Origin of the sequence: Legionella sp. W10-070 (genome assembly GCF_900640175.1) — a bacterium.
Lineage (GTDB): Bacteria > Pseudomonadota > Gammaproteobacteria > Legionellales > Legionellaceae > Tatlockia.
Window position 1 is genome coordinate 56,519 of the sequence record NZ_CAAAJC010000011.1, and the last position, 18,203, is coordinate 74,721.

Below are 18,203 nucleotides of genomic sequence, written 5' to 3' on the forward strand. Positions count from 1 at the left end.
GCATTAGTAGTAATCCAATAGCTCTGCCACCAGGCTGGCAGCCAGACGGGCAGTTTTTTGCTCCTGATCAAGAGACGGTGAGAGCTCAGCTATATCAATACTTACAACTTTGCCAGTTTGTAAGATGTATTTCAACAGGGGAAGCGCTTGCCAAGGGGTTAAACCTAATATTTGCGGAGCGCTAACGCCCGGTGCAAAGCATTCTGCAAAGACATCAAGACAAATCGTTAAGTAAATATTTTCATGATTTAATAAGAAATTATCAAGAAAGGCAATTTGCCAGGCCAGGCTCTCCATGTGGATCTGTTCTGCCGTAAGGTAACGGACATTAAGTTCTGAAGCGGTGGCAAATAAGCTCGCTGTATTGCCAATAGCCTGGATGCCTAAGCAGCAATAATCAAAGGTCAGTTGATTTTCAAGACAAAATTTTGCCATTTGGCGAAACGGTGTGCCCGAGGTGGCATCATGCCCTCCTTTCATGGGACGTAGATCAAAATGGGCATCAAAATTAATGATACCCAATTTAGGATAGGATGAAATCAATCCGGAAAAATGGCCCCATGCGATTTCATGCCCGCCACCAAAGGCTAATGTTTTATGCCCTTGCTGATGAAGGTAATTGACAAGTTTTGCAAATTGTTCCTGTGCGGTTTCCAGTTGTTGATCCTGACAGATAATATTGCCGATATCAGTGAGTTGTTTATTGGAGTGGCAGGGAAGCTTTGCCAGTTGTTCGCGAAGCGCCGAGGGACCCGTCTTTGCCCCGGGACGGCCTTCGTTACGTTTTATTCCCTCATCACAACAAAAACCTGCCAGAATAATATTGTCCTGCGATGGCGTCAGTGATTGCGAACGAATATCCACACAATCCACACGTTGAAAAAACCGTTCACGGGGAAGACTATCCTTTCGTCCTTGCCACAGAGAGGAATTGGTCACTTCATAGTTTAAAATAGTAGCTAACATGGGAGTCTCCTTAGCCTAATACTATAACTCTACAAGCAGAATAATGTAACTGAAGGTGCGATTTCCAAACAATCAGGAAATATTAGTAAATTCATGCCAATTCGTTTAAATGTCTGCTATTATCGGCGCATTAATCAGCTCCTGAACAGGGTTGATTCACTTGATTTTGAAAACCTGGAATATAGAACAGTTATTTTGATTACCTCTTTAAGGAGCGAACGGTGTTTGTTATTACTGGCGGTGGAAGTGGAATAGGAAGGGCATTGGCTCAGGCTCTGGCCAGACGCGAGAAACACGTTTTAATTATTGGCCGACGTGAAGATGCGCTTATGCAAACTGCTGAATTTTCCCCCCTGATAAGCGTCCTTAAGGCCGATATAGCCAGTGATGAGGGGCGAAATGCAGTTGCCATGCACTTAGGGCAAGTCGCTGTTATCGATGGGCTGGTTCATAATGCCGGCACAATAGAGCCTATAGTCCCTGTTACCCAAATTAAAGAGGCCCCCTGGCGACAGGCTTTGGCCACCAACCTTGATGCGCCTTTATTTTTAACTCAACGCCTGATTGACAAGCTGCGGCGAGGCCGAGTGTTGCACATAGGTTCGGGTGCTGCTTATTTTCCTGTTACAGGTTGGGCTGCCTATTGTGTTTCAAAGGCTGCGCTGGCGATGTTAACCCGATGCTGGCAACAGGAAAGCAAGGATACGGCATTCGCCAGTGTGATGCCCGGTATTATTGACACCGATATGCAATCCCTGATTCGACAGGCATCATTTATGGAAGAAGAAAAACGCCGCTTTTTTATTGATTTAAAAAATGAAAAACGCCTGCTTTCCCCGGAAACGGTCGCTCTTTTTTTATCCTGGCTATTAGTTGATAGCCACAAGGAACAATTTATATCGCAGGAGTGGGATATCTATGACAAAAGCCATCATCACTACTGGCTTGCTTCTCCACACCGTGTTCCTGAATGGGAGTAAGAATGGAGAACTGTGAGCGATTATTGTTAAACGCCACGACTATCAATGCCCAAGGCAGGCAGCTGGAAAGGCAGGCTATTGCTATTGCACATGGCCAGATTGTCTGGTGTGGTCCTATGGATGATTTGCCTCACGATTATGAGCAGCGGGTTATTGCCATCCATGATTGTACTGATCAATTGATAACTCCCGGGCTTATTGATTGCCATACTCATTTGGTTTACGCCGGTAACCGGGCGGATGAGTTTCAACAACGGTTGGAAGGGAAAACTTATACTGAAATTGCCCGCTCAGGTGGCGGTATCTTATCGACAGTGCAAAAGACCCGGGAAGCTTCTGAAGAGGAATTACTGGAGCAATCTTTGCCGAGAATCCTGGCTATGCGCACGGAGGGGGTAACAACGGTTGAAATTAAATCGGGGTATGGGCTGGATTTTAAAAATGAAATGAAATTATTAAAGGTGGCAAGACAGTTGGGTGTGCTTACCGGCATGCGGGTTAAAACTACCTTTTTAGGAGCCCATGCGATACCGCCAGAATATCAAAATAAGGCACAGGCTTATGTGGATTTTTTATGTGAAGAAATGATGCCTGCTATCGCTGAAGCAGGCCTTGCAGACGCGGTAGACGTTTTTTGTGAATCAATCGGATTTAACTTGTTGCAGACGGAGCAGATTTTTATTAAAGCCAAGGCATTATCTTTAGCTATTAAATGCCATGCGGAGCAATTGTCTAATCTTGGTGCAACAAAGCTGGCTGCAGACATGGGTGCTTTATCCTGCGATCATCTTGAGTTTTTAAATGCTGAAGGGGCAAAGGCGATGTCGCGTGCCGGTACGGTTGCTGTCTTACTTCCGGGTGCTTGCTATTTTTTGCGTGAAAAAGTAAAGCCGCCGGTGGGGCTTCTCCGCAAAGAGGGTGTGGGTATGGCAATCGCGACAGATTCCAATCCTGGTTCATCGCCAACGACATCATTAATGCTGATGTTAAACATGGCTTGTCAGCTTTTTGGGCTTACTGTTGCTGAAGCGTTAGCCGGGGTAACTCATCAGGCAGCCAAGGCTCTGGGTATTTCCCATCAGACAGGAGCAATAGCAGCAGGTTTGTCTGCTGATTTAATACGCTGGTCTTTAAAAGATAGCGCAGAGCTTTGTTACCATTTCGGCTACCCGCTAGAGCATACTACGATGATTGCGGGTAACTGGTTAAGTAGTTGAGCGTTTAGGAGTGATAATGCATAAATTGGTTTGGGGTGTTGTTTTATCTTTTTGTTTTCTCATAAATAGCGCATGGGCAGGCTCTCTTGAGACTGTGGTTATAAGGAAAGAAACCGCTAACTTTGATTTGCAGCTTAAATATCCTCAAGGATTTGCTGATAAAACGATCGATATTGCGGTAAAGAAATTGATTGATAACCTGCAAAAAGCGGATACGAATACAGACTCAAGCGATTCGTTGGCAGATGAGGGAAAGAGCAGCTTGTATGTGGATTATAAAATCAAGTTCCAAAACAGGAATGCAACCAGTTTGCTATTTATGATTTCAACGTATACCAGCGGTGCTGCCCATCCCAATAATACAGTTCAATCCTTAAATTTTATTCAAGGCAAGGAAATGACGTTGGCTCAACTATTCAAGCCAGATAGCGGTTATCTGACTAAAATAGCTGCGCTTGGCCGTGCTGCTGTCTTAAAGAAAAAAATCTCCGATAATGACTGGGTTATAAGCGGAACAAAACCCACGCAGGAGAATTATCAGAATTGGTATTTCACTGCTGATGGTTTGGCGATTGTTTTCGATACTTATCAAGTGGCGGCCTATGTTTATGGGCCTCAAACTGTAAAAATTTCGCGCTCGGAACTTGGAAACTGGTTGCGTCCGGAGGTGGCTAAAGTTGTATGGGGTAATTAATGAGTAAGTTGGTTCCGTTTATTACAGCGGATAAAAAAATTGCAGAATTAACATTCCGCAGCGTGGTGCTTGCCATCATCCTGACGGTGATGCTGGCACTCTCTAACGCTTACCTGGCATTAAAGTTGGGGATCCTGACTTCCGCCTCCATTCCTGCTGCCATTATTTCTATGGGTATTTTGCGGTTGTTTAAGGATGCCACCATTCTTGAGAATAATGCGGTGCAAACTGCCGCATCAGCTGGCGAGGCAGTGGCAGGAGGCATTGTTTATACTATTCCGGCGCTAATTGTCATTCATTACTGGAACGGTTTTGATTACATCACCAATTTTTTTATCGCAGCAACTGGGGGTATTCTGGGTGTTTTGTTTTCTATTCCATTAAGGCGGGTTTTAGTCAATGAGCCTGTATTAAAATTTCCTGAAGGACGTGCAATCGCGGAGGTATTAAAATCGTCCAGCGGGAAGACAGGTGTTCGTGACATTTTTTTAGGCGGACTTGTCGGCGGGGTGCTTGAGCTGCTACAAACCGGATTTAAGATTATTGCTAACAGTTGGAGTTACTGGTTTGTTGCCAAGCGCTCGTTATTTGGTTTTGGGGCTGGTTTTTCAGCAACTATGATTGGTGCCGGTTACCTGGTGGGGCATGCCATGGCATTTAGTATTTTCCTGGGCGCCGTCATTTCATGGCTCATTGCCATGCCTGTTCTCAGTCAATTTTATACTCAATTTACGGGGCAGTATTCCGCTGATCAAGCGGCCATTTTTCTTTGGAATACCGAGATGCGGTATTTAGGTATCGGGGCTATGCTCTTTGCCGGAACCTGGACATTTTTAAAGTTAATAAAACCGCTGATAAGAAGCATACGTGTTTCATTCCGGGCATTTATCACCAAAAACCATCCTGAAACCGCCCTGCTTCGCACTGATAAAGATATACCAATGCCCTTTATCCTCATTGGCATTTTTATTGTCGCAGCAATATTATTTCTTTTTTTTCAGTTTGTATTTCCTTTGGATGAGGTCGGTCTGGGGGGGGATTTCAGTCCAACGTTTGTATTTGGCGCTGTCCTTTATGTGTTGATTGTCGGCTTTTTATTCTCGGTGATAACCGGGTATTTTTCCGGGATGGTTGGGGTTACTGCAAGTCCGGGAAGCTCCATTGTTATTGCTGGCATGCTGTTCGCTGCCTGGCTCCTGCTCATCGTTATCAATCAAATTCTGCCCTTGCCATTTTCTCAGGCTCAAATCAGAGCGGCAGAAGCGATTACGATTATTATCGGCTCGGTAGTCACTGGGATAGCGGCGATTGCCAATGATAATACCCAGGATTTAAAAGTTGGTCAGTTGGTCGGTGCAACGCCATGGAAGCAACAGATTATGCTTTTATTAGGGGTAGTGGTTTCTGCTTTGGTAATCCCTCCGGTGATGCAAATTTTGTTTGAGGTCTACGGTATTGCGGGCGTCATGCCTCATGCGGGAATGGATGCCAGCCAGTCTTTACCGGCACCTACCGCAGCGCTTATGGCAGCCATTACTGAAGCTGTGTTTCGTAACACCTTACCATGGGTCATGATGCTGATAGGGGCAGGAATTATATTCTTGATTATTGCAGTTAATTTTTTATTGAAACTGGAACGTTATATCAAAATTTCAATATTGGGTGTTGCGATAGGGATGTACTTGCCGCTTGCTTCGTCAGTTCCTCTCTTTTTAGGGGGAATGATTTCTATGGCTGTACAATGGCAGCTGGCAAAGAGAAAGATAAAGATGCAGGAAAGGCGTCAACGTCGCCAAAAAGGTGTTTTGGTCGCCTGTGGACTGGTGGCTGGTTCTGCGCTGATTGATGTAATATTGGCAATTCCGTTCTCTATTTTGCATTCGCCGGATGCACTGACATTAGTCGGTTCAGGATGGCGCCACTATGGGATTATCTTAGGGATTTTGTCCACCCTGATTCTTGCTGGCTGGATAGTATGGCGCGTGGTATATGGCAGCTCTGAAGAGGCCACTGCATGTTAATCTATGAGGTTAATTTGGAAATTAATTCGGCTATTTTTGATGACTATCTCGCCTGGCTAGGACCGCATATCCAAGAGATACTCAAGTATGAGGGTTTTGTAAAGGCTGATTTATTATTTAATCATGATATAGAGGAAGGAATCAGGAAAATCACAGTCGCATACTATTTGCAGGATGAGGATTCCTATCACCATTACCTTGATCATCACGCTGTAAAAATGCGTGCAGATGCCGGCAAATGGTTTAACGGCCAATTTAAGGCCACTAGAAGACTGCTGGAAGTAGTAGAGACCTACCTACCTAATTAAGTATTGCTGACGGAATTTCACTTTCATTGCTGAGAGGGAGGGGATTCGTTTTTCTATGAAGCCTGCTAATACTAAAAGTATGATTGCCTTTTTCGCTGGTAATTGTCGGCTGGTCAGATTGCTGGCCGTGGAACGGCGTCTGCTCGATTTCCACATTGTCCTGATGAGTGGTTAGATTTTCACTGAGGGCATAAGAGGTTGCCAGCAGAGCAAAGGCACTGAACAAGCCAGCAGCACCCAAGGTGCAGCCACTGGCAAATGCTGTTAGCGCACCAGCTGTAAACACAAGAGGCAAGGTTAAGCCTCCTGTTGTGATAGTTGCAATCAAGATCGCGCAAATCAACAAAGCACTTGCCCCCAGCAATAGGCCAGTGGACAAGTTGGAAGATAACGCTTTTTTAGGCCATGAAGCAGCCTTATCCAGAGCATCATCAACAGAAAGCTGATTACGATAAGCGTTGAATAAAATAAAGAGGGTAGCAGATAACATGATAGCCATAGGGATAATAGGTGAAACGGCAATCCCGGCTATTGAAAAACCAAGGATAAACGCTAAAAAAGCAAGGCTGCTATAAGCTAAAATCCATTGATTTTGAAAGATATTTTGTCGAAGAAAGCGATTTAATTTATTATGATGAAACAGATAATCCAATGAGCCATTCAAACAAATATCTGTAAAAAAAGCCGATTTATCATTGGCATTCATTGCACAGCTAACCCCCCCTTTGTCAGTGACAATACGGCAGCAAGGTGCATCGTTTAAACCATCGCCTACAAACCAGATGCCACCGGCAACCCTATCTGAACCAGTCATTAGCTGGCTTAAAAAATTCTCCTTATCCATTGGCGTTTGCCCTGCATGAATATCTTCTTCTGCAAAGATAGATCCATGTTGATTGTTAAAACCCTGGGCAGATATTTTGTTATCGCCAGTCAACATAATGAGTTTTTTCCCTTCTTTCTTCAAGCGGGATAGTGCTTCCAGGATCCCTTTTCTTGGTTCATGTTTAATATAGATAGCTCCTTGATATATATTGTCTTCTGCAACATAAACAGGTGAAAATCCCTGCGCTATTTTTGATTTGTCGGGGGCAGGCATTTTTATATCTGCATTCTGTAGATAGTCTGCATTTCCAATATGAATCAGTTTTCCCTGCACCATTGCGGACAGTCCGCGGTGTTGCGGGTCAATTTTGCAATGGTTTATCTCATTGAGCATGATGTTCGGACTCAAATTTCGTTCATAGCAATTCATAATAGCTTTCGCTAAAGGATGCTCTGCACCATGCGCTTTTTCCAGTAAGTAAATCCTTTGCCATAAAGGAGAGGCAAAAGAAATGTCAGATGATTCGACAATCGATTGGCCTGTGGTAAGTGTGCCTGTCTTGTCAAATACAATGGTGTGCATCTCATCAGTTCGTCTGATTAGGCTTTCATCACGCAACTGAATACCCTTGTTATTACGATGGTGGATGCTGATTAAATTGGGTAATTGATGTGCTATAGCAATGGTACAAGGGCAAATTGAAAACAAGATGCCAATGACATTTTGTATTAATAAAGGCAGGGTAATTATCCCCAACACTGCCGGGGCAACAACAGCTGCAGCAAGGCCAATGATAATCAGGGCAGTATAAAGATAAATAAATTTTGATTTTGCTTCCGCAACTGCGGTTCCCCTCGCGCGGTTAGAGCGGAACAATAAACTGTTAACTGTGCTGTTATAGCAGTTTTTGGTGGCATAAACGATGATAGTCTCACCCAGGTTAATAGCTCCTGCAGGAATATTCTGCCCAAGTCGTTTATTTTGCTGTGATTCTCCAGTTAATAAAGAGGCATCGATCACTGTATTTCCCTTGATAAGGATACAATCAACCGGAAAGCACTCTCCTCGCTTAATCTGGATTAATGTCCCTTCCTTCAGCCCATTTTTCGGTTGCTCTGTTAGTTCTGTATCGCTTAATAAATTCTCAATAAATTGGAAATCTTCAGAAATACTATTATCAGAGGCATTTAACTCAGAGGACAGCATCTCATCGCCAGGCTGAGTAAAGGGTGACATTTTTTGTGACAAGAGCGCGAGTTGTTCTACAGATAACGGGTAACAAAGGTATTTTTCAGACATTTGTGGAAAAAGGTTTTTTATCCCATGTAACTGCAGCCTTCTTGCTTTGCTCAAAATCAGACGCTTAACCTCATCCATGCCGTTGATAAAAGTTATCAGCATGACAGGCATAATAAAACTCATAAAGATCATGGAAAAGCCACCTGTCAAAGGCATGGCGATAACGTGAAAGATCGTATGGGCTAGAGATAAAAGCCAGCCAAGCGTAATAGTCGTACTCATATTGGCCAGATTTTTATTGCCTAAATTACGGAAAAAATTGACCAGATGCTCACGGGCTGTGAAGGCAGTGCTTAAAAAAGAGATTAGCGTTAAGCCGATGGTTAAAAAAAGCGAAGGTGGGAATACAAAAGACAAGATAAAGATGGCGGTTATTGCCATCAGGTTAATTAAAATATTTATCCAGTTGCTTTTATTTGATGGGAAATTTTTATCTTCCTGTTCATTGACGATTTCAAAGCCAATGTTTTCTTTAAACCTGGCTGAAATAATCGTATGCCAATCTTTTGGTGGCACAAAATTGTCTTCCTCGCCTTCGATGGTGAGAAAGAGGCGATGAATGCCTAAGCCATTTGGTTCAGCATCCATGATTAAGCGAGCGTCTTTTGGCAGCAAACTTTCTTTAATACAGTCATTGACGCAATTATCAAGTAGGCTTTGGATAGAAGTACCACAACCCTGAAAACACATGATACCGCTAATGAGAAAAGAATCTTGATGGATGATTTTTTTTGTCATTTTAATCACCAGCTACAGAAAGCAGTGGTTAATTTTAAGATCGTTGGTGTTAAATTACTACATTAAAATCGATTGTTCGATTCGTTTTTGAGCAGGCTCGCCTGAAAAACTGACAGGGAGCCTGGGACAGGTTATTTTTTCACATCCATCTGGGTGATTGAACTATCAGATCCCTTCTACGATTTTTTTATGTTGCAGTAACTTACCTTTGGCAAGTTTTGCCTGAGCCAGTTTCTCCTGTTCTTTTGCAATGATTTCTGCAGGAGCCTTATCAGTAAATTTAGGATTACCAAGTTTGCCTTCAGCCAGTGCTATATCCTTATCCAGTTTGACCAGCTCTTTAGTCAGTCGCGATAGTTCGGCTTCCTTGTCAATAAGTCCTGCCATGGGAATAAGTAACTCCAATTCACCAACAACCGCCGAAGCAGATGCCGGAGTAGCTTCATTTTCTTCCAGGCAATGGATATGGGTTAATTTACCTAAAGCGAGTAGTGTACTTTGATATTTCTCTACCTGCTTTTGGATGACCGTTGTGGTGTTTTTTAGATACAAGGGGATTAATTTCGCAGGAGAGATAGTCATTTCACTACGAATGGTTCGCACTGCCTGAATTACTGTTTGTAACCAGCTTATTTCCTCTTCAACTTCAGCGTTAATGAACCCTTCGACAACTTGAGGGTAAGCACTCAACATTATCGTTTCCCCATTGATACTGGTCAATTTACTCGTCCGTTGCCAAATTTCTTCAGTAATAAATGGCATAATGGGATGCAGAAGTTTCAGGATCTGATCCAATACATGAATCAAGGTACGCCGGGTTCCTCTTTTCATTGAACCTAACGCCTGGTTGTCATAGAGAATAGATTTTGACAATTCAAGGTACCAGTCACAGTACTCATGCCAGACAAAATCATAGAGCGTATTGGCCAGCAGATCAAAGCGATAGGTTTCAAAGTAATGATGACATTGGCCAATAATCCGCTGCAGGCGTGAGAGTATCCATTGATCTGAGGGACTGTATTGAAAAGCACCATCGCCAAAATCAACCTGTTCTTCATCCGTGTTCAGTAAAACATAGCGTGAGGCATTCCATAATTTGTTGCAAAAATTTCGATATCCTTCAACCCGCCCCATATCGAAGCGAATATTACGGCCTGTGGAAGCCAGCGAACAGAAAGTAAAGCGTAATGCATCGGTACCATAGGCTGCAATTCCTCCTGGAAATTCTTTTCGGGTTGCCTTGGCGATCTTGTTTCGCACAGAAGGCAACATCAGGTTTGAGGTACGTTTCTCTACAAGGCTTTCAAGATCGATACCATCGATAATATCAATAGGATCAAGCACATTGCCCTTGGATTTCGACATTTTTTGACCTTCACTATCACGGATAAGGCCGGTGATAATAACCTCTCTGAAAGGGACTTTTCCGGTAAACTTAAGACCCATCATCACCATGCGGGCAACCCAGAAAAAAATGATGTCAAATCCTGTCACCAGAACAGAGGTAGGGTAAAATCGCTCGAATTCCTGGGTGCGTTCTGGCCAACCCAGCGTTGAAAAAGGCCACAAAGCAGAGGAAAACCAGGTATCAAGTACATCCTCATCTTGCTTTAAAAGGATTGTGTCATCCAGTTTATACTTAAAGCGAACGTCATTCTCACTGTAGCCTACATACACATGACCATGACTATCATACCAGGCAGGAATACGGTGCCCCCACCATAATTGTCGGCTGATGCACCAGTCTTCAATATTCTCCATCCATTGAAAATAGGTTTTACTCCAATTGTCAGGAATAAACCGTATTTCTCCTTTCTTTACCGCTTCTATAGCGGGTTCTGCCAAGGGTTTGATTTTTACATACCATTGATCAGTCAAGAGTGGTTCAATGATTACCCCGGATTTTTCACCGCGAGGTACTTTTAGTTTGTGAGGTTCAGTTTTGACCAATAATCCGGCTTCCTCCAGATCGCGAAGGATTTGCTCGCGCGCCACAAAGCGATCCATGCCCTGGTAACTAAGCGGTGCATTCTTATTGACAGTCCCTTTTTTAGTCAGGATATTAATAACAGGTAAATCATGCCGTTTGCCAACCTCATGATCGTTGAAATCATGTGCAGGGGTTATTTTAACGCAACCACTGCCAAAATCCTGCTCAACATAATCATCAGCAATGATAGGGATAGTTCTGTCACAAAGCGGTAACTGGATAGATTGGCCAATCAGGTGTTGATAGCGGTGATCATCGGGGTGGACGGCAACGGCGGTATCCCCAAGTAAGGTTTCCGGGCGGGTTGTCGCAATAACCAATGAATCGTCTGAATTAGCCAGAGGATAGCGAATATGCCATAGAAAGCCCTCTTCTTCTTCGGAAAGCACTTCAAGATCTGAAACGGCTGTGCCTAATTTAGGATCCCAGTTTACTAGACGGGTACCACGATAAATCAAACCTTCTTCGTAAAGCTGGATGAATACTTTCTGTACGGCTGCTGATAAGCCTTCATCCATTGTGAAGCGTTCGCGCGACCAGTCAACAGAGGAGCCGATTCGACGCATTTGCTGTGTAATCTGGCTTCCCGACTGCTCTTTCCATTGCCAAATACGCTCTAAAAATTGCTCACGCGTCATTTCTTTACGGCTTAGCCCTTCGGAATCAAGCTGTCGTTCTACAACCAGTTGAGTTGAAATGCCCGCATGATCGGTGCCAGGTTGCCAAAGGGTTTTTTCTCCCTGCATGCGATGATAACGGGTCAACGCATCCATTAGCGTATGTTGGAAGCCATGCCCCATGTGCAGGCTACCTGTGACATTAGGAGGCGGCAGCATAATGCAATAGCCTTTGCCATCACCGCGTGGCTCAAAATAATGGTGGCTTTCCCACTTTTTATAACATGCCTGCTCAATCGCCTGTGGGGAGTAAGTCTTATCCATAATTTAACCTGTTACAGATGAAAGTTGCGAATATTAGCATATCCTGCCGAGAGGAGACAGAGCATAAAGATAGAAGTTGCACAGCATTGCACCTTCTATCTTTATGCATCAGATCTCTGTTTCCTGAAAATCATGACGGTGATCAGCCGCAAGATAGGTATACATCGTGGGCACTACAAAGAGCGTAAACAGTGTTCCGATCAATAAGCCGGATGAAATGACTAAACCAATATCAAAGCGGCTGACTGCTCCGGCACCACTGGCTGTTAACAGGGGAATTACACCAAATACCATGGCTGCAGTAGTCATCAGGATGGGACGCAGGCGAATTCCTGCTGCTTCTTCTACAGCCGCGCGGCGGTCGAGATTTTTTTCACGCTGCAATTGATTGGCAAAATCAACAATTAAAATCCCATGCTTACTGATTAAACCTATCAAGGTGATTAAACCAACCTGAGTGTAAATATTGATGCTTGCTGCTCCAAGATTCAATGGAATGAGGGCACCGCAAATAGACATCGGGACGCTGATAAGGATGATAAGAGGATCTCGAAAGCTTTCATATTGGGCAGAGAGCACCAGGAAGATAACAATAATTGCCAAAAAGAACGCAAAAATCAGGGCAGCACCTTCCTGAATAAATTGTCTTGACTGCCCCCCGTAATCAGCGGTAAATCCCTTGGGCAATATCTCTTTTGCTTGTTCTTGTAAGAAAGCCAATCCTTGACCTAACGTGGTTCCTGGCATCATAACGCCCTGAATAGTTGCCGAATTAAGTTGCTGGAAGTGACTTACTGCGTTGGGTTGAACCTTTTCTTTAGGTGTGACTACCGTAGAAAGGGGTACCATTATATCATTGGCAGCACGAACATAAATTTCCCCCAGTTGATCAGGACTAAGGCGATACCTTCTGTCTAATTGAGGAATGACCTCATAACTTCGTCCTTGCAAATTAAAGTAATTAACATAGTTACCTGATAGTGCACTGGTTAAGCTGCTGCCAATGGCTTGCATATCTAATCCCAAATCAGATGCCTTTGAACGGTTGATCTGAAATTCCACTTCAGGTTGGTTAAATTTAAGGCTGTTATCAAGATAAATAAACAATCCGCTTTCCCGGGCTTTATCAATTAGTTTATTGGAGACTTCAAATAATGTTTGAAAGTCATTAGTTGTTTTAATCACAAACTGAATGGGTGTGCCGCTACCGCCTCCTGGCAGTGGAGGGGGAATGACAGCAAAAGCTTTAAGACCCGCTACCTCATCAAGTTTGTTTTGCAAAGGTTGCTTCAGCTCAAATTGAGTTCGTTTGCGTCTGTCCCAGGGTTTAAGAACCATTCCCGAAACAGGGGCACTCATATTCACTGTAAAATAATGCTCGGTTTCAGGAAAGCTTTTGTAAATAGAGTCAAATGGCTTTGTAAAGGCTTCGACATAATTGATTGTCGCATATTGGGGCGCAGTTGCTACCACAAAGAAAAAGCCTTGATCTTCTTCTGGTGCGGTTTCTGCTGGCGTGTGGGTGTATAAATAGGGAAGCATTAACAACACAGCGGCAGCAAATACCAGAACGATAGCGCGAGTATCCAATAAACTGTGTAACGTGCGTTGATAGCGAATTTTCAGCTTGTTAAACTTATCATCAAGAAAGTGTACAAAACGTCCGCTGCTCATGTCTGGGGACAAAATTTTAGAACACATCATTGGGGTAAGGGTCAAGGCCACAATACCTGAAATGATGACCGCGCTGGCCAGTGTGAAAGCGAATTCCTTAAACAGAGCACCAGTTAACCCACCCATGAACCCAATGGGAGCATAGACAGCTGCAAGGGTTATGGTCATCGCAATAACTGGGGTAGCAATTTCGCGTGCACCAATAATCGCTGCCTGGAAAGGAGTTTTACCTTCCTCAATATGACGATGGACGTTTTCCACCACTACAATGGCATCATCAACAACCAGACCAATAGCCAGTACAAAAGCCAGCAGGGTAAGCAAGTTAATGGAGTAACCTAAAAAAAGCATTAAGGTACATACGCCAATCAGCGATAGGGGGATGGTGACAACAGGAATGACGACGGAACGAATTGATCCTAAAAAGAGGAAAATAACCACAATAACAATTAATGCCGCTTCTATAATTGTTGCTACAACCTCCTCGATTGACGCACGAATAAAGTCAGTAGCATCATAGACAACAGTTCCTTCTAATGAGGGAGGAAATTCATGTTGAATGGAAGGCATGATTTTCCGCACATCATTAATGACTGTCAGTGGGTTAGCGGTTGGGGTAGGAGTAATCGCAATGAAAACCGCTTTCTTGCCGTCAAAACGCACAGAGGTATTATAATCCTGCGATCCCAATTCTACGGTGCCGATATCCTTAAGCCTGATAATGGAACCCTTACTACTTCTGACAATCAACTGACTAAACTCTTCTGCATTATTGAGGTCAGTTTTAGCGGTCATATTGATAGCTACATATTCACCTTTGGTACTTCCTGCCGCGGTCAGGAAATTGTTCCGTGCTAATACATTGGAAACATCTGCCGGGGAAACATTCAGTGCAGCCATTTTGATGGGATCGAGAAAGACTCTCATAGAATAAGTAGCCCCACCTAAAATTTCTGCTTTGGCGACCCCATCCACTGTCTCAAGTTGTGGCTGTACAACCCGCGTCGCATAGTCAGTAATTTGCTGAGGAGTCATATCTGTACTGTCAAGACTGATATACATCAGCGGGGTTGAAGTGTCTGAGCTTTTAACAATTACCGGTTGCTGTGCTTCAGGAGGCAGTTGGTTTAATGACTGCTGCACTTTACTCATGACATCGGTAAAGGCAACCTGGGGGTTGAAATTTAATTTGATTGTCAGGGTGATGGTACTCAGGCTTTGAGTGCTGGAAGAGGTCATGTAATCGATCCCTTCAGCGCTGGCTACGGCAGCTTCAAGAGGTGTGGTGATAAAGCCGGCAATTAAATTAGCGTCAGCTCCCGGATAACTGGTTGTGATGGTAATGACCGTGTTGTCCATACGGGGGTATTGACGTATTTGCATCGTCAGAAGGGAATTGAAACCAAACAAAAAAATCAGCAAGCTTACCACTGTGGCAAGCACGGGCCGTTTAATGAATATATCTGTAAATTTCATGAATTATCCTGACAAAACCTAAGCTCATTCTCCAGCAAGCATGCCGTTTCCGGCATGAGCCTGTTAACGATCTAATTTTAATGGACAGTGACTATTGTCCTAATTGATCCGGGTCTGCAACATCCTTTAATTCGACGCTGTTATTGATTACAACACGCGTATCATTTTGTAATTTCAGTTCTCCGGAACTGACAACCTGCTGTCCTGTTTCAATTCCTTTTTTAATCACTGTAAAATTACCCTGTTGTTCGCCAGTGCTGACAAAAACACGCCTTACCCGCAGAATGTCGTTACCTTGCTGATCTTTTTTGCCCTCTTTGTCTTTTTCAATTACGAAGACTGAGTTCCCGTACAAGCTGTAGGAAATTGCTGTAGAGGGTAAAACAACCACATCAGGAATGGGAGGTTGTTCAACCGAGATGGAAGCAAACATCCCCGGGATAAAGGCAAACTGGGTCACATGATTTTTTCTGTTCAAATCAGAATCGCAAGCCACGGTTGCTCTTGAGCTGTCCTGCTGTTTTTTGATTTGAACCAACCTGGATTTTTGCGGTTCATTGATTGCTTCAGCTGGACAGTTCGGCACAGTTGCCTGCACTAGAATATTGTGGGTATTTGGGTCTACTTTTGCATTAATGGCTGTTATCTTTCCCTCGAAGATTGCATTGGGGAATTCTTCAACATTAAATTGTATCCGTTGGTTAATATGTAAACGTTTTAATAATTGCTCCGGTAAATAAAATTCGAGGAATAACGGGTCCATGGACTGTAGTGTCACAATGGCGGTTTGTCCTGGCGTTACATACTGCCCCAGGTTCACTTGACGAATACCCAACCGGCCTGAAAAAGGTGCAACAATATGTTTCTGCTTGATTTCTGCTTCAGTTTTCTCAACATTGGCCTGTGCCTGTTCGAGGCTTGCTTTCGCTTCATCCACACTGGAGCTTGGTGTGGCACCGCGTTTAAATAAGTCAGTTTGACGCTTGTAGTTAAGATCACGTAATACTAATTCTGCTTTATTAAATTTCAGTGTGGCTTGATCAACCCTGTCGTCAATATCAATTAGCGACTGGTTTTCATCGATATATTGGCCAGAGTCGAAGTGAATTTTTACGACGTTGCCTGCAGCCTCTGAATTAACATCCACACCGTTGATCGCTACAAAATTACCTACAGCAGCGATGCGGGGCTCCCAGTTTTTTTGGATAGCGGTAACTGAAGAAACACTGACTGCAGGAGGCTCGTAACTGGCAAAAAATCGTTTGATCATAAAACTTTTAAAAAGATTAAACGCAATTATCCCTCCAAATACAATCACTAAAGCGATTATCATGATCGTCATGCGTTTTTTCATCTTTTGCCTCTAAACAGTTTGTTCTAGCCAATGCGTGCCTAATATAACATAAATGTCTAACGGATAAACTATTCCTATCCATAAGCTGTATATGATAAAAATTGGTCATGCCCGCGCAGGCGGGCAACCATTCCTGATTTGGCAATGAAAAAAGAGGGGTAACCTGCTGGCAAACACGCCAAAAGGAGGTATATGGAGTGCCTCAGTTGAAGGATAGTTAAACACCTATGCTACGCGCACTGTCAGCCTAAGCAAATTGACATGTATTGTGTTGGGTGAGTAACGGTAATTCTGATACCACGGAAAACATGGCTTTAATTCAGATGCTCATGACTCGCTGATAACAGTATGATAATCTTATCCGTTTAAGCCTGTTCATATTAATTTAGTACCCATAACTGGTTATGAGAGACCGTTATGCATTACTATAGTGAACTGTTTACTACCTGGGGTTAAGGATTGCTAATGTTTGATAAGAACTACACTATTGCAAAATTTGACGAAGAGCTTTGGCGCGCTATGGAGGCAGAGCGTATCCGTCAGGAAGATCATATTGAACTGATAGCTTCAGAGAATTACGCCAGTCCTCGCGTTCTTGAAGCCCAAGGGTCGGTTCTTACCAATAAATACGCCGAAGGATATCCTGGTAAACGCTATTACGGTGGATGTGAATATGTTGATGTGGCTGAATCTTTGGCTATAGCGCGAGCCAGGCAGTTGTTTGCTGCAGATTATGTCAATGTCCAACCTCATTCAGGTTCGCAAGCCAATGCGGCAGCCATGATGGCTTTGCTTTCTCCAGGCGATTTGATTCTTGGGATGGCGTTGCCGCATGGAGGTCATTTGACGCATGGTTCCAAAGTGAATTTTTCAGGCAAGCTTTACCAATCGATGGAGTACGGACTTGACATCGAAACAGGACTGATTGATTACAATGCGTTGGAAGAATTAGCCTTGCAACACCGCCCGAAATTAATTGTTGCTGGCTTTTCGGCCTATTCCCAGGTTGTCGATTGGCAACGATTCAGAACGATTGCAGACAAGGTTGGTGCCTATTTAATGGCTGATATGGCGCATGTGGCAGGATTGGTTGCTGCAGGCCTTTATCCTTCTCCTGTTCCTTATGCAGACGTGGTGACTACCACAACCCACAAGACATTAAGGGGGCCACGCGGTGGATTGATTTTGGCACGGGCTAATGAGGAAATTGAGAAAAAATTAAATTCTGCGGTATTTCCTGGCACACAAGGTGGGCCATTGATGCACGTCATTGCAGCCAAGGCAGTTGCTTTTGCAGAAGCGTTGCAACCTGAATTTAAAGCCTATCAAAAACAGGTGTTGGTCAATGCCAAGGTCATGGCGGAGACATTGGCAGAACATGGATACCCCATTGTTTCAGGTGGCACTGAAAACCATTTATTATTGGTGAACTTAATTGATAAGAACATCACCGGAAAAGAAGGTGATGCTGCTTTGGGGCGTGCGAACATTACCGTCAATAAGAACACGGTACCTAATGATCCGCGTTCTCCTTTTGTAACAAGCGGCCTTCGTTTAGGCACTCCTGCCATTACAACGCGTGGGTTTAAAGAGAATGAAGTGCGCCTGTTAAGTGGGTGGATAGCGGACGTTCTTGATAATATCAATGATGAGGCGGTCATTTCGCGGGTGAAGGCTAATGTGTTGCAATTATGTCATGAATTTCCGGTCTATCGATAA

General features: G+C 43.7%; 11 protein-coding genes. 6 read left to right on the forward strand and 5 right to left on the reverse strand.

What is annotated here, in order from left to right; translation table 11 throughout:
* Positions 1-3: 3 nt before the first annotated feature.
* Positions 4-966: a formimidoylglutamase gene (gene hutG / locus E1O65_RS06455; RefSeq protein WP_133132780.1), complete on the reverse strand. Its 963-nt coding sequence runs from the start codon at positions 964-966 to the stop codon at positions 4-6.
* A 221-nt stretch (positions 967-1,187) separates the two neighbouring features.
* On the opposite strand from hutG, the gene E1O65_RS06460 reads away from it, so the two are divergent.
* From E1O65_RS06460 to E1O65_RS06480, 5 genes are read left to right on the forward strand one after another with little or no spacing between them, the layout of a single operon-like run.
* Positions 1,188-1,946, forward strand: a complete 759-nt coding sequence (locus E1O65_RS06460; RefSeq protein ID WP_133132781.1) for an SDR family NAD(P)-dependent oxidoreductase — start codon at positions 1,188-1,190, stop codon at positions 1,944-1,946.
* Positions 1,947-1,948: 2 nt separating this feature from the next.
* Positions 1,949-3,163 (forward strand): imidazolonepropionase, encoded by a 1,215-nt coding sequence (hutI, locus tag E1O65_RS06465; protein WP_133132782.1) that lies wholly within the window; start codon positions 1,949-1,951, stop codon positions 3,161-3,163.
* A 16-nt stretch (positions 3,164-3,179) separates the two neighbouring features.
* Positions 3,180-3,857, forward strand: coding sequence for a DUF3298 and DUF4163 domain-containing protein (locus E1O65_RS06470; RefSeq protein ID WP_133132783.1), 678 nt, complete (start codon positions 3,180-3,182; stop codon positions 3,855-3,857).
* The gene (locus E1O65_RS06475) at positions 3,857-5,878 is read left to right on the forward strand and encodes an oligopeptide transporter, OPT family (RefSeq protein ID WP_133132784.1); all 2,022 of its coding nucleotides are present in this window, start codon (positions 3,857-3,859) and stop codon (positions 5,876-5,878) included. Before E1O65_RS06470 ends, E1O65_RS06475 begins: the two co-directional genes overlap by 1 nt.
* Positions 5,872-6,186: a DUF4286 family protein gene (locus E1O65_RS06480; RefSeq protein ID WP_133132785.1), complete on the forward strand. Its 315-nt coding sequence runs from the start codon at positions 5,872-5,874 to the stop codon at positions 6,184-6,186. Before E1O65_RS06475 ends, E1O65_RS06480 begins: the two co-directional genes overlap by 7 nt.
* Here E1O65_RS06480 and E1O65_RS06485 read toward each other — a convergent pair.
* The 4 genes from E1O65_RS06485 to E1O65_RS06500 form a co-directional block, all read right to left on the reverse strand.
* A complete protein-coding gene (locus tag E1O65_RS06485; protein WP_133132786.1) occupies positions 6,179-9,049 on the reverse strand; it encodes an HAD-IC family P-type ATPase in 2,871 nt (956 codons plus the stop codon). The genes E1O65_RS06480 and E1O65_RS06485 overlap by 8 nt on opposite strands.
* Positions 9,050-9,214: 165 nt before the next feature.
* On the reverse strand, positions 9,215-11,980 hold the full coding sequence (locus tag E1O65_RS06490) for a valine--tRNA ligase (RefSeq protein WP_133132787.1): 2,766 nt from the start codon (positions 11,978-11,980) through the stop codon (positions 9,215-9,217).
* A 108-nt stretch (positions 11,981-12,088) separates the two neighbouring features.
* Positions 12,089-15,130, reverse strand: coding sequence for an efflux RND transporter permease subunit (locus E1O65_RS06495; RefSeq protein ID WP_133132788.1), 3,042 nt, complete (start codon positions 15,128-15,130; stop codon positions 12,089-12,091).
* 91 nt (positions 15,131-15,221) lie between these two features.
* On the reverse strand, positions 15,222-16,484 hold the full coding sequence (locus E1O65_RS06500; RefSeq protein ID WP_133132789.1) for an efflux RND transporter periplasmic adaptor subunit: 1,263 nt from the start codon (positions 16,482-16,484) through the stop codon (positions 15,222-15,224).
* 465 nt (positions 16,485-16,949) lie between these two features.
* On the opposite strand from E1O65_RS06500, the gene glyA reads away from it, so the two are divergent.
* Positions 16,950-18,203, forward strand: coding sequence for a serine hydroxymethyltransferase (gene glyA / locus E1O65_RS06505; RefSeq protein ID WP_133132790.1), 1,254 nt, complete (start codon positions 16,950-16,952; stop codon positions 18,201-18,203).

Excerpts from the sequence above, each read along its gene's own strand:
- E1O65_RS06480 (WP_133132785.1), top strand. The coding sequence starts at position 5,872 with ATGTTAATCTATGAGGTTAATTTGGAAATTAATTCGGCTATTTTTGAT.
- glyA (WP_133132790.1), top strand. The coding sequence starts at position 16,950 with ATGTTTGATAAGAACTACACTATTGCAAAATTTGACGAAGAGCTTTGG.
- E1O65_RS06485 (WP_133132786.1), bottom strand. The coding sequence starts at position 9,049 with ATGACAAAAAAAATCATCCATCAAGATTCTTTTCTCATTAGCGGTATC.
- E1O65_RS06500 (WP_133132789.1), bottom strand. The coding sequence starts at position 16,484 with ATGAAAAAACGCATGACGATCATGATAATCGCTTTAGTGATTGTATTT.
- E1O65_RS06470 (WP_133132783.1), top strand. The coding sequence starts at position 3,180 with ATGCATAAATTGGTTTGGGGTGTTGTTTTATCTTTTTGTTTTCTCATA.
- hutI (WP_133132782.1), top strand. The coding sequence starts at position 1,949 with ATGGAGAACTGTGAGCGATTATTGTTAAACGCCACGACTATCAATGCC.
- E1O65_RS06495 (WP_133132788.1), bottom strand. The coding sequence starts at position 15,130 with ATGAAATTTACAGATATATTCATTAAACGGCCCGTGCTTGCCACAGTG.
- hutG (WP_133132780.1), bottom strand. The coding sequence starts at position 966 with ATGTTAGCTACTATTTTAAACTATGAAGTGACCAATTCCTCTCTGTGG.
- E1O65_RS06490 (WP_133132787.1), bottom strand. The coding sequence starts at position 11,980 with ATGGATAAGACTTACTCCCCACAGGCGATTGAGCAGGCATGTTATAAA.
- E1O65_RS06475 (WP_133132784.1), top strand. The coding sequence starts at position 3,857 with ATGAGTAAGTTGGTTCCGTTTATTACAGCGGATAAAAAAATTGCAGAA.